Origin of the sequence: Anoxybacter fermentans (assembly GCF_003991135.1) — a bacterium.
Classification (GTDB): Bacteria; Bacillota; Halanaerobiia; order DY22613; family DY22613; genus Anoxybacter; species Anoxybacter fermentans.
Map to the genome: position 1 here is coordinate 87,278 of NZ_CP016379.1, position 13,110 is coordinate 100,387.

Annotated in this window: 11 protein-coding genes; 10 read left to right on the forward strand and 1 reads right to left on the reverse strand. The window is 37.8% G+C overall.

Annotated elements, in window-relative coordinates:
• Positions 1 to 13 precede the first annotated feature (13 nt).
• From rimI to BBF96_RS00395, 9 genes are all read left to right on the forward strand, one after another.
• Positions 14 to 454 carry a ribosomal protein S18-alanine N-acetyltransferase gene (gene rimI, locus BBF96_RS00355; protein ID WP_127018125.1) on the forward strand — a complete coding sequence of 147 codons (441 nt, stop codon included), beginning with the start codon at positions 14 to 16 and terminating at the stop codon, positions 452 to 454.
• Positions 455 to 510: 56 nt separating this feature from the next.
• The gene (gene tsaD, locus BBF96_RS00360; protein WP_127015322.1) at positions 511 to 1,524 is read left to right on the forward strand and encodes a tRNA (adenosine(37)-N6)-threonylcarbamoyltransferase complex transferase subunit TsaD; all 1,014 of its coding nucleotides are present in this window, start codon (positions 511 to 513) and stop codon (positions 1,522 to 1,524) included.
• A 130-nt stretch (positions 1,525 to 1,654) separates the two neighbouring features.
• The gene (locus BBF96_RS00365; RefSeq protein ID WP_164730816.1) at positions 1,655 to 3,001 is read left to right on the forward strand and encodes a DUF512 domain-containing protein; all 1,347 of its coding nucleotides are present in this window, start codon (positions 1,655 to 1,657) and stop codon (positions 2,999 to 3,001) included.
• 295 nt (positions 3,002 to 3,296) lie between these two features.
• On the forward strand, positions 3,297 to 3,584 hold the full coding sequence (gene groES / locus BBF96_RS00370; protein ID WP_127015324.1) for a co-chaperone GroES: 288 nt from the start codon (positions 3,297 to 3,299) through the stop codon (positions 3,582 to 3,584).
• A 58-nt stretch (positions 3,585 to 3,642) separates the two neighbouring features.
• Complete coding sequence (gene groL, locus BBF96_RS00375; RefSeq protein ID WP_127015325.1) at positions 3,643 to 5,262, forward strand: chaperonin GroEL; 1,620 nt, start codon at positions 3,643 to 3,645, stop codon at positions 5,260 to 5,262.
• A 415-nt stretch (positions 5,263 to 5,677) separates the two neighbouring features.
• The gene (locus BBF96_RS00380; RefSeq protein WP_127015326.1) at positions 5,678 to 6,664 is read left to right on the forward strand and encodes a D-cysteine desulfhydrase family protein; all 987 of its coding nucleotides are present in this window, start codon (positions 5,678 to 5,680) and stop codon (positions 6,662 to 6,664) included.
• 238 nt (positions 6,665 to 6,902) lie between these two features.
• Positions 6,903 to 7,841, forward strand: coding sequence for an ABC transporter ATP-binding protein (locus tag BBF96_RS00385; protein WP_164730817.1), 939 nt, complete (start codon positions 6,903 to 6,905; stop codon positions 7,839 to 7,841).
• Positions 7,813 to 8,574 carry an ABC transporter permease gene (locus BBF96_RS00390; protein WP_164730818.1) on the forward strand — a complete coding sequence of 254 codons (762 nt, stop codon included), beginning with the start codon at positions 7,813 to 7,815 and terminating at the stop codon, positions 8,572 to 8,574. Before BBF96_RS00385 ends, BBF96_RS00390 begins: the two co-directional genes overlap by 29 nt.
• Before the next feature lie 14 nt (positions 8,575 to 8,588).
• Positions 8,589 to 9,350: an ABC transporter permease gene (locus BBF96_RS00395; RefSeq protein WP_127015329.1), complete on the forward strand. Its 762-nt coding sequence runs from the start codon at positions 8,589 to 8,591 to the stop codon at positions 9,348 to 9,350.
• A 115-nt stretch (positions 9,351 to 9,465) separates the two neighbouring features.
• On the opposite strand, the gene BBF96_RS00400 is transcribed toward BBF96_RS00395, so the two are convergent.
• Complete coding sequence (locus BBF96_RS00400; protein ID WP_418655006.1) at positions 9,466 to 11,100, reverse strand: S8 family serine peptidase; 1,635 nt, start codon at positions 11,098 to 11,100, stop codon at positions 9,466 to 9,468.
• Between the two features lie 384 nt (positions 11,101 to 11,484).
• On the opposite strand from BBF96_RS00400, the gene guaA reads away from it, so the two are divergent.
• The gene (gene guaA, locus BBF96_RS00405; protein WP_127015331.1) at positions 11,485 to 13,029 is read left to right on the forward strand and encodes a glutamine-hydrolyzing GMP synthase; all 1,545 of its coding nucleotides are present in this window, start codon (positions 11,485 to 11,487) and stop codon (positions 13,027 to 13,029) included.
• Positions 13,030 to 13,110 lie beyond the last annotated feature (81 nt).

The following is a 13,110-nucleotide window of genomic DNA, read 5'->3' on the forward strand; positions in this document are numbered from 1 at the left end:
CACCATTGACTATATGAACCGAAATGACCTGGATCAGATTTTAGCCATTGAGAGAAGTTCTTTTTCTAATCCCTGGTCTAAGCAGACTTTTGAGGCGGAGATCAGCGGTGAAAATAAATTTGCTTATTATCTGGTGGCAAGATGTAAGGATGAAGTAGTTGGTTATTTAGGAGCATGGTTTATTTTATCAGAAGTTCATATAACCAATATAGCAGTTAAACCGTCCCATAGAAGACGGGGAATTGCTAAAAAGCTGATTAACTTTTTAATAACCCAGGCTAAAGAACGTGGAGTAACTGCAGTTACTCTGGAAGTCAGAGTGAGTAATTACCCGGCTCAAAAACTATATCGGAAACTGGGTTTTAAAGAGGTTGGAGTGCGCCCCAAATATTATCAGGATAATAATGAAGATGCCTTGATTATGTGGAAAGTACTTACAAAAAAGAAGGATTAAGCAGGGAGATACGAGGATCCCTGCTTTTAGTTGTTATTCAGAAAGGGGTTTTTAATATGAAAGAAGATGTCTATATTTTAGGGATAGAGACCAGCTGTGATGAAACGTCAGCAGCGGTGGTTAAAAATGGTCGTAAAATTCTTTCTAATGTTATTGCTTCTCAGGTAGATTGGCATCAGAAGTTTGGGGGGGTTGTACCAGAGATTGCTTCCCGTAAACATGTGGAATTAATAAATCCTGTCATAAAGGAGGCTATAGAAAAGGCAGGAATTGAATGGTCAGATTTGGACGGTGTGGCAGTTACATATGGTCCGGGTTTGGTTGGAGGGCTTTTAGTAGGAATCTCTGCTGCCAAGGCTATAGCTATGGCACTGGATATTCCTTTGATTCCGGTTAATCATCTGGCCGGTCATATTTATGCTAACTTTTTGACCGGAGAGAAAATTGAACCACCTGTTGTTTGCTTAACTGTTTCGGGAGGCCATACTGACCTTCTTTATTTCAATGATTTGAGTAGTTATCAGATTCTGGGAAGGACCCGGGATGATGCTGCTGGAGAAGCCTTTGATAAAATTGCCCGGGTTTTGAAACTGGGTTATCCCGGCGGTCCCAGAATTGAAAAGATAGCCAGAGAGGGAAATGAATTTGCTGTAGATTTACCCAGGCCGCTGGCTGATCAGGATGACTATGATTTTAGTTTTAGTGGTTTAAAGACAGCAGTTTTAAACTATATCAATCAACTTAAACAGAAAAATCAAGAAGTTCCTATAGCTGATCTGGCTGCTTCTTTTCAAAGAGCGGTGATTGATATTCTTATTACCAAAATCCTAAAGGCTGTAGAAGAAAAACGTGTTAAAAATGTAATTCTTTCCGGTGGAGTGGCAGCCAACGGAAGATTTAGAGAACTCTTGAAAGAAAAGTTGAACTCTATGGGTGTTGGATTATATTATCCACCGCCTATTCTCTGTACAGATAATGGAGCCATGATTGCATCAGTAGGTTATTTTCTTCTTAAAAAAGGTGAAGTTTGTGGAATGGATTTGAATGCTGTCCCCAATTTACGCTTATAATGTGGATAAGTAGCGTAAATTCTGTGGATAAATGTGGATAACATCTGTGGAATGTTAAGATAACGCCTTTAAATCTGTGGATATACTTTTCTGAATATGTTGTGGAAATTGTGGATAGGAGCGAAAAATGATGGGCTTTTCTAAGGAACAGTTGATTTTATATACGGCACAGGAGAATAATATCTTACCCCTGACATCGGCCTGTAATCTTAAATGTATTTTTTGTAGCCACCGCCAGAATCCTGAAGGTGTACAGGTGTACGGTATCGGTCATCGGAGTTTAGATGAGATTGATTTAATTCTGGAGTTTATTGATAGAAATCGTAAAATTGTCATTGGTGAATCGGTAACCAGGATTATTGAGGGTGAACCTTTTTTGCATCCGGAGATTGAGGCAGTATTAAGGAGAATTCGGGAGAAATTTCCTGCTACCCCTATACAGATTACCACTAACGGTACACTTTTAACAGATGAAATTTTAGATTTGTTAGAGGAACTTGGAAAGATTGAGCTATATATTTCACTAAACAGTGTTACTGCCCGGGGAAGAAAGCTATTGATGGGAGAAGAGGGAGATTTGGTTCTTCAGGCTATTCCCCAACTTAAAAAGAGGCAAATTCCTTTTCATGGTAGCATTGTAGCTATGCCCTGGATTGTAGGTTGGGATGATATAGAAAAGACTATCAGTTATCTGGATTTGCATCATGCAGAAACAATCCGGATTTTTATGCCAGGGTTTACGAAAAAGGCACCGGAGGAGCTAAAGTTTGGCCCGGATTTACCGGAACGTTTGGTAAAATGGGTATATCAACTCCGGAAAAAGTATAAGACACCTTTGATTGTAGAACCTCCATTTCTTACAAATCTAAAGGCAGAAGTAGATGGTGTAATTCGGAATTCTCCAGCAGAAAAAGCAGGGTTTAAGATAGGAGATGAGATTTTAATGATTGGAGGAGTTCAACCATTTTCACGAGTAGGAGCTTTTCATACCCTTACAAAATGCAGATGTGAAAAAGTTATAATTAAGCGGGATGGCAGGAAGATACCTATAATCATTGAAAAAAAACAAGGGGAAAGCCCAGGGGTGGTTTTTTCCTATGATCTTCATCCTGGTTTATATGATGAGATTTTAAAAAAAATCCTCCGTTATCGGGCCAGGCGTTCTCTGTTGATGGTATCAACTCTGGCAGCACCATTAATTCGGCTTCTTATTGGGAGATTAAAAGAAAATTTAGAGTCTGTTCAAGTTGAGATGGTGATGGTGCCAAATCGTTTTTTTGGTGGCTCTATTATGGCTGGGGGGTTATTGGTAATACAGGATTTTATCGATCGATGGGAACAGTTATCTGATCACGATTATGATTTAGTTATAATTCCTGGAATTTTTCTGGACCCCTGGGGGGTTGATCTTGTAGGGAGAAAATTAAGTGAGTTGGAAGAAAGGATAGGGATTCAAATTGAGGTGGTAGAGATTTAGGCATAGTATAAGGTGGAAAAAGTAAGGGTAATATAAAAGTGTTAAGCTGACTTTATGGAAAAAATTTAACCATGAAAGGAGAAAATGGCCAAAATATAGAGAGATCTTTAGAAAAGAGTAAATATTGCGAGAAGGATGTAACTTAATGAGTTTTATAAACTATAATGAGGAAATAAAGAACTTGATTTTAAAAAATGACTTCTGTATTATTAGAGATGTAAGTGTTAGCACTCGTTCGTGGTGAGTGCTAACAAAATAAATTTACATATCTTATAAAATAAAGGAGGTAGAATCTATGAACATCAAACCTTTAGGTGACAGAGTGGTTTTAAAACCAATTGAGCGTGTAGAAAAGACCAAAAGCGGTATAGTTCTGCCTGATACTGCAAAAGAAAAGCCAATGGAAGGCGAAGTTATTGCAGTAGGCGAAGGCCGTTTACTGGATAATGGTACCAAGGTTGCTCCAACTGTAAAAACTGGTGATCGCGTAATCTATGCTAAGTATGCAGGTACAGAAGTAAAAATTGATGATCAAGAATATTTGATTATTAGTGAGAAAGATATTCTGGCAATTGTTGAATAAACATAAAGTTCGAAAGTCTGATTAATGATATATCAGTTTTAAGGAGGGGGATACATAAATGGCTAAAGAGCTAAAGTTTGGTGAAGACGCTCGTCGTGCATTAGAACGTGGTGTTGACGCTCTCGCTAATGCGGTTAAGGTGACATTAGGTCCTAAAGGTCGTAACGTAGTTTTAGAAAAGAGTTTTGGTTCTCCAACTATTACTAATGATGGTGTAACTATTGCCCGTGAAATTGAATTAAAAGATCCATTTGAAAATATGGGTGCACAGGCTGTTAAAGAAGTTGCTACTAAGACCAATGATGTAGCCGGTGACGGTACTACTACTGCTACTGTTCTGGCTCAGGCAATCTTCAAAGAGGGTCTTAAAAATGTTGCTGCTGGCGCCAACCCAATGATTTTGAAGCGTGGAATTGAGAAAGCTGTAAATAAAGTTGTTGAAAAAATTAAAGAAATTAGTGTACCTGTTGAAGATAGAGACGCTATTGCTCAAGTTGCTGCTATTTCTGCTGCAGATGAAGAAATTGGTCAACTGATCGCTGATGCAATGGAAAAAGTGGGTAAAGACGGTGTTATCTCTGTTGAAGAATCCAAGACAATGGGAACTAGTCTTGAAGTAGTTGAAGGTATGCAATTCGATCGCGGTTACCTTTCCCCATATATGGTAACTGATACTGAGACTATGACTGCTGAATTAGAAGATCCATATATTCTGTTGACTGATAAGAAAATCTCTAACATTCAAGAGATTCTGCCTCTGTTAGAAAAAGTTGTTCAGCAGGGCAAGCCTCTCTTAGTTATTGCTGAAGATGTAGAAGGTGAAGCTCTGGCAACTCTGGTTGTGAACAAAATTCGGGGTACCTTCAACTGTGTAGCAGTTAAAGCTCCTGGTTTTGGTGACCGTCGTAAGGCTATGTTAGAAGATATTGCAATTCTGACTGGCGGTCAGGTTATTTCTGAAGAAAAAGGTATGAAACTTGAAAATGTTACACTGGCTGATCTGGGTACCTGCCGTAAGGTAACTGTAACCAAAGATGATACTACTATCGTTGACGGTGCAGGTAGTGAAAAAGCTATTAAAGATCGGATTAACCAGATCAAGAAGCAGATTGAAACTACTACCTCTGAATTTGATAAAGAAAAACTGCAAGAGCGTCTTGCTAAATTAGCTGGTGGTGTAGCTGTAATCCAGGTTGGTGCTGCTACTGAAACCGAACTGAAAGAGAAGAAACATCGTATTGAAGATGCTCTCTCCGCTACCCGTGCTGCAGTAGAAGAAGGTCTGGTAGCTGGTGGTGGTACTGCTCTGTTGAACTGTATCTCAGCATTAGATGATCTGAAACTAGAGGGTGACGAGGCTACCGGTGTAGATATTATCCGTAAGGCTCTCGAAACTCCAGTTCGTTTGATTGCTGATAACGCTGGTTATGAAGGTTCTGTTATCGTTGAGAAAGTTAAGAGCATGGAACCTGGTGTTGGTTTCAATGCTTATACCGGTGAATTTGTTAATATGATCGAAGCTGGTATCGTTGACCCAGCTAAAGTTACCCGTTCTGCTCTGCAAAATGCTGCAAGTGCTGCTGCTATGTTGCTCACTACTGAGTGCCTGATTGCTGAAAAGAAAGAAGAAAAAGATTCCGGAAATCCAGGTATGGGCGGCATGCCAGGCATGATGTAATTTAAGCCAAAAATAGGCTGACAACCCTTCAGGATTATTCCTGAAGGGTTTTTCTTTTATTGGAAAAAGAAAGGATTTTAAAAGAGTATTGTTGAAATAAAGTTTATAATTTTACTGCAAAAAGTTAATTTTTTGCTTCTTGAGAAATTTTTCGAATCATCTAAAGCTCGATTTCCGCCGAAATAAGGCTTCCTGACTCAAAGGGCCCTCCTGGCCCTTGATTAGCTCATCAATCCTCAGATGAGGCCTTATTTTGTCGGAAATCTCGCAAAGATTTGGCGAAAAATTTCTATGTTGCTCAAAATTAGCTTTTTGCAGTATAATCATTTATAATTTTTTAAAGGAACATGGTATTTGTCTGGTTATGAGCAGGTTGTGAAGAAAAATAAAAAAAGTAAAAGGAGATGAATATAAGATGGAAAAATTGGAACGGATTCCACGGATTCCTCTGGCTATTACTCCTACCCCAATAGAAGCTGTACCGCGTTTTTCTAAAGTATTGGGTGGTCCTGAGATTTATATCAAAAGGGATGATAATACCGGGCTTGCTTTTGGGGGAAATAAGGCCCGAAAATTGGAGTACTTGATGGCTGATGCAAAAGTGAAGGGAGCTGATGTGATACTTACGGAAGGTGGGTTACAGTCCAACCATGCGCGGATGACTGCCGCTGCAGCTCGTAAGTTAGGGATGAAAGCCGTATTGGTGCTAAAAGGTAAAGAGATAAAAGAATATCAGGGTAATCTTTTATTGGATCGGATTCTGGATGCGGAGATTATAGTGGTTGATCCGGATGGCTCGCTAACACGGCGTGAAGCTATGCTTAAAAAGGCAGAAGAGTTAAAAGCTCGGGGAATGAAACCATATGTTATTCCTACAGGTGGCTCTACAGGTTTAGGAGCTTTAGGTTATGTCCGCTGTGCAAAGGAGATCATTGAACAATCAAAGGTTATGGGTGTGGAGTTTGATTGGGTAGTTCATCCTATAGGTTCAGGTGGAACACAGGCAGGTCTTATTGCTGGAAAAAAACTCTTTGGTGGTAATTTTAAAGTATATGGAATTGCTGCAGATAACGAAGATTTTGAACCTGAAATTAAAAAAATCGGAGAAGAGATTGGTAAGCTTTTGGATCTGGAATTGACTATTTCTCCCGAAGAGATTTTCTTAAATTATGATTACTTTGGTCCTACTTACGGTGTCCCTAGTGAGGCAGCCATTGAAGCAATGAAACTTTTGGCACGGACAGAAGGAATTATAGTTGGCCCAGTCTATACCGGAAAAGCGTTGGCTGGATTGATTGATCTGATTCATAAAGGAAAGTTTAAAGAAAATGAAAAGATTCTTTTTGTCCATACCGGTGGTGCTCCTGCTATTTTTGGTATGGATTTGATTGATCGATTTTGAGAATGTGACGATAGAGAGTATAAGCAAAAATTTTGATGGTAAGACTTAGTGAATTATATTTATAAAAGTATTTTGACTAAACATTTATTTTTGTATTTTAAACATACCAAGTCTTGGTAAATAAAAATAAAAAAGTTAAGATACAGAAAAATTATAATAGATTAAAAAGTTGTTTTATAAAGATAAATAAAATGTTTTTGTAATTAGATTAAAAAATTAAAAGGGAGGATAAAGTATTGTGGGAGATGTAATATTGAGAGTTGAAAATCTATACAAAACTTTTCAGAAGAAGATCAAAGCTGTTCAGGGTGTGACTTTTGAAGTGGAGGAAGGGGATGTTTTTGGTTTTTTAGGTCCAAATGGTGCAGGTAAGACAACAACTATTAGAATGATATTGGGTCTGATAAGACCTGATAGTGGAGAGGTTTATATCGATAATTATTCTATCAGAAAAGAGCGGTTTGCAGCATTAAAGAAAGTTGGAGCATTGGTGGAAGGACCAGCGTTCTATGGATATCTTTCTGCCCGTGATAATTTAAAAATTTTTGCAGAGTATTCAGGAGATATTTCGATATCAAGGATTGATGAGGTTTTAGAAATTGTAGGTCTGACCAAACGTGCAAAGGATAAGGTAAACGGTTATTCATTAGGTATGCGGCAGCGTCTTGGAATTGCTCAAGCATTGTTGAACAATCCGAGACTTTTAATTTTAGATGAGCCGACCAATGGATTAGATCCCTATGGAGTACAGGAGGTCCGGAATCTTATAAAAAGATTAAGTTGTGATGAGAAAATTACCATATTTATTTCAAGTCATATATTATCTGAAATTGAGCAGATTTGTAATAAAGTGGCTATTATCAATCAGGGGAAATTAATTGTATCAGGTAAAGTAAGTGAGCTATTAAATCCAGAGCAGAGAATTTATGAGATTACCGGTCCAGATTTGAGTAACTTAAAGGGATTACTTAAGCGTATGAAGAATGTGGTTTTGATAAGCGAAGAGCCGTTACGGTTTAAGATCAATACAGTTAAACCAGAAGATCTTTTAACATCATTGGTTAGTAGCGGTGCGAAAGTGCGGGCATTTTATCCGTATAAACCCAGTTTAGAGGAATTTTTCTTTAATGTAACCGGGGGTGAAAAAGGTGAAGTATGTAAGGACAGAGCTGTTTAAATTACGCCACTCATTACAGGCTATTTTCGGATATGGATTAGCATTATTTTTAATTTTAGTCATTATCATTGGTTATAAGGTTAGAGGTGACTTTACCATAAGCGGGTTAGATATTACCCTGGTATCATTAGGAAATCTGGTCAACAGTATGACGGTTCATTTTATCATGGTATTGGTAACGAGTTTTTTATTTGCAGGAGAATTTACCAATAAGACATTTAAGTATATTATGATTCGGCCCGTTTCTTTAGGCAAACTTTTCTGGAGTAAACTTATCGCATTATGGTTGTATTGTGGTCAGGTGATTTTGTTTGTTGGGATTGTAAGTCTGGTGATTGGTTTTATATTATGGGGAGCTGGCCCGGTTCATGGAGAAAAAAGTATAGTATTAGAGGATGGATTACTTAGGCCTGGTATATTTTATCTTGGGACCTGGATAAATATTATTTTTATTATTACTTTAGCTGCTTTTTTTGCAGTTATTTTAAAAAATCAGGTTAGTACTGTCATTACTACCATGGGAGTTTTTATTTTGATGGCTATAAGTACTAAAGTAATACCGCAGATGATGGAATTTTCACCTATTGGCTTTTATAATTTAAAGCCATATCTTGTAGGTACGGTTGTTCAATGGAGTAAGATTGGACAAGGGATTGTTGTAACCTGGGGGTATAGTGTTGTTTTATTTCTCTTAAGTTATTTAATCCTTGTAAAAAAGGATATTTTACTGTAAAAGGGGGTAGTTAAGTGATTAGATTATTAAGGGTTGAATTACTCAAAATAATAAAAATGAAGCAGATTTATTTAAATTTGGTTGGAGCAATTTTGTTTGGATTAATAATCTTTTTAAACTACATTGGTGAAAGTGAGATTTCAGCTTTTGAGTTTCCAATTGGCAGTTTAAGTAATCTTACTCAAACTTTTGTGATTATAATTTTTCTTGGGTTTAGTAGTTATATTTATGGGATTGAGATTCAAGAAAAAACATTAAAAATTTTACATACCAAGCCAATTCCAGCCTGGAAAGTTGTTTTAGTTAAATTCTTTGTTGGTATTATCTATACATTTTTGCTACTTTTCAGTGTTGGTTTTATAGTTTTTATTATTGCTAGTATTTTTTATCCTTTAACTGATTTTCCTGATCAAAGTGGAAGTAATATAATTCCTGTTACTGAAGGGATAAACTATATAGTGTTAGCCTATTTTATGCAGGGTTTGGCTTTAATTTTTGTTACAGCTCTATGCATTACATTGTCCATAATCCTTGATTCACCAGTAATGGCCTTAATTTTAACTTTTTTTGTAATGTTATTTAGTTTTATTGCAGGAAATGTAGAATTCATAAGACCAGTATTACCAACAACTCATTGGTTAATATGGAGGGAGATCATACAAAGGAAAATAGCCTGGGGTCATGTTTGGAATAGTTTGATGATTTTGGGTATATATTCATTTATTTTGTTCGGAATAGCGGTTTATGCTTATAGGCTGAAAGAAGTAAAAATTTGAGTAAGAAAGAAGAGAAATAAAAGTTTCTGAATTTTTAAAAAAGAGGGTGGAGTATAAAACTCCAACCCTCTTTTCTTATTAATTAGCTCCAATTTTTTAGTATGTCTAATGACTATTAATAGGAGTCATTGGCGTATTGATAGAAGTTACTACCATTAACACTTACATCAACATAGTAGTAACCACTGCCACTGTAGGAGTAAACATAGATAGTGTACCAGCCGGTCTGATCAGGTAAGAATTTAACCTGTTCTTGACGATCATAAGTAGCATCGTATGCATCACGATAACCATCTGGACCGTAAACGTACAGGTCAAAATCAGGGTAGTTTGTTGCATTTTCCATGATAAGGTTAACAGCTATTGGATAAGAAGTGTTGCTTACGTATACTTTAAAGGTATCGTAATAGCCGGTACCTGGTAGATAGTCACGATCAGCTGCATGGTAAGGTACCCATGGGCCAGTGCCACTGTAACCACCAGCAGATTTGATAGCTTCATATGCTTGCAGACGGCCCCAACCGTAATCGATATCTTTACCGGCTTTGCCCCAATCCTCTGCAGTGTTTTGAATTATAGTTTTAACATCGGCAGGAGTTAAGTTTGGATTGGCATCCAACATAAGAGCAACAGTACCTGCAACGAATGGAGTAGCCATACTTGTACCGCTTTTAGTTGTATATTGGGAAGTAGTGTTGGCTGCTGCAGCAATAATATTGTAGCCAGGTGCGCAAATATCAGGTTTAATTCGACCATCAGCAGTATAACCGCGACTGGAGAAATCAGCCAGGAAGAAACCGTATTCCCCCACATCAGCCATAGCGCCAACGGTGATAGCATTTTCAGCAGCGCTTGGAGAACCAATTGTGTAACCGCCAGAACCTGAATTGCCAGCAGCAACTACGACAACGATGCCATTATTATAAGCTTGGTTAACCAATAAAGAGGTAGAATCCTGACCATCGGAAGAACTACTGGTACTTAAGGACATGCTAATAACCCGAATGTTGTAGGTATCTTTATTAGTAATACACCAATCAATAGCAGCGTCAACATTACTCATTGAACCGCTACCGTTAGCATCCAATACCTTGAGACCGATCAGAGCAGCACCGTATGCAACTCCGCGATAGTTCCAGTTTGCATCACCGGAACCGGCAGCTATACTTGCACAGTGGGTACCATGACCATTATCATCATATGGAGTAGTATTACCATTTACAAAGTCTTTCCAGGCAATAACTTTACCGCCATCCAGGTCTTGATGGTTAGTATCGATACCGGTATCGATTATGGCAATAACAATATCATTTTTACTATAGGAACTTAAACTACCATCTCTATCACCGGTAACACCCCAATCGTTTCTGGCTTTGGTTACACCAAACCAACTGGAAGCAGTATACATAGTAGCTTTTACTTCAGCATCCAGTTGGATATGTTTAATCTGAGGCATTTTGGAAAGAGCAATGATTTGACCTTTGTTTAAAGTTGCAGCGAATGCGTTTATGTTTATGTATTCATAGGAAGTTGCAAAATGTCCGATGGCATTTTTAATACCCTGAAGATTGTAAGATTCATTGAAAACAGCGATAACTTTAAACTCATCGGAGTCAGAAGCATCTTTAAGTTTCAGAGCCAGGTCATCAAAAATTTTATCATTGTCTTTATCAGCCATCAACGGAACTACAGCCTTTTTCTCTACATCTGGCTTAAAAGCAAAACCAACGGAGCCAAGTGTAAATAACATTGTCAAAACCAGAATAATTGAAAAAATTCTTTTTTTCATTACTGAAACCCCCTCTTATTTTTTAATTTTTGACATACCTAATTACCAAAATTGAAAATTTGAACTTTTCTCTAATTCCATCACCTCCTCTAAGTTAATATTTTACAGTTTCATATATATAATAACACAAAACCCAAAACAAGTAAATACATTTTTCAGAAAATTTACCAGATATAATTTTTTTATAGACAAAATTTCCTTGACAAAGGAATTTTTTTTTACTATACTAATTAAATATTAAGTGAAACTTTTTAAGATTATAAATCGTTTGAGTTCGAGGGTGGTGTCTTTTTATTTTATTTTTCAAGTTGAGTTATAATAAAAATGAATTTTAAAAGGAGTGGGATGCAGATGATAAAAGAACAAAAAGTTCTCATACTGGATTTTGGAGGCCAGTATGCACAATTGATTGCTCGACGGGTGCGGGAATGTAGTGTATATTCAGTAATCCGACCTTATGACACCCCCTTAGAAGAATTAAAGGCTTTAGAGCCAACTGGTATTATTTTTTCCGGTGGTCCTGCCAGTGTGTATGCAGAGGATGCACCAGGGATTGATCCGGGAATCTTTAATATGGGTGTCCCCATTCTCGGAATCTGTTACGGAATGCAGATTATGGCTCATACCCTGGGGGGGAAGGTTCAGCGGGCGGAACATCGGGAATATGGTAAAGCTGAACTTACTGTTGTTGATCAAAGAGGAATTTTTGCTGACCTGGGCCCTGAACTGGTGGTCTGGATGAGTCATGGTGATTATGTGCTTGAACTTCCGAAGGGATTTGTAGTAACTGCCAAAACAGATAATACTCCTAATGCAGCGATGGCAGATCATGAACGCAAATTTTACGGTGTTCAGTTCCATCCAGAAGTAGTACATACTCCTCAGGGAATGGACCTGATTCGCAATTTTGTATTTGAGGTCTGTGGTTGTAAAGGAGATTGGACCGCTAGTAATTTTATTGAAGAAAAGGTAAAAGAAATTAAAGAGCAGGTAGGTAATGCAAAAGTTATATGTGGCCTTTCAGGAGGTGTGGATTCTGCAGTTGCAGCAACCTTAGTACATAAGGCCATTGGGGATCAATTAACCTGTATTTTTGTTAATCACGGATTTTTGCGTCAAGGTGAAGCAGAACAGGTTCGTAAGACTTTTAAAGAACAGTTTGATATGAATCTGGTTTATGTTGATGCCAGTGAACGTTTTATAAATCTTTTAGCTGGAGTTACTGAACCTGAGGAGAAGAGAAAGCGGATTGGTAATGAGTTTGTTCGTATTTTTGAAGAAGAGGCGGCAAAGATTGGAGATGCCAGATACCTGGTTCAAGGTACCCTTTACTCAGATGTAATTGAAAGTGGGACAAAAGAAGCGGCTAAAATTAAGACCCATCACAATGTAGGTGGGCTTCCAGAAGATATGGAGTTTGAGTTAATCGAACCTTTAAGAAATCTCTTTAAAGATGAAGTACGGGCCATCGGTAAAGCACTTGGTTTACCTGATGAAATTGTCTGGCGCCAGCCTTTCCCAGGGCCAGGTCTAGCTATCCGGATTATTGGTGAAGTTACCCGTGAAAATCTGGAGATTTTGCGGAAAGCAGATGCTATTGTAAACCAGGAGATCCGGGCAGCCGGCTTAAATAAAGATATCTGGCAATCTTTTGCTATTTTGCCAGCTAATCTGCGCAGTGTAGGGGTTATGGGGGATGAGAGAACCTATGCATATCCCATTGTAATCCGTGCGGTCAAGAGTGAAGATGCCATGACTGCAGATTGGGTACGGCTTCCTTATGAGGTATTAGAACGAATTTCGACCAGAATTACAAATGAGGTGGAACATGTCAATCGAGTTGTTTATGACATTACCTCGAAGCCCCCGGCAACAATCGAATGGGAATAAAAAACACGAACATTTTATAAAATAATATAAAAAATTATACGGTTTTTATATTGACAACCTTTCTCCCTTGTGCTAAAATAA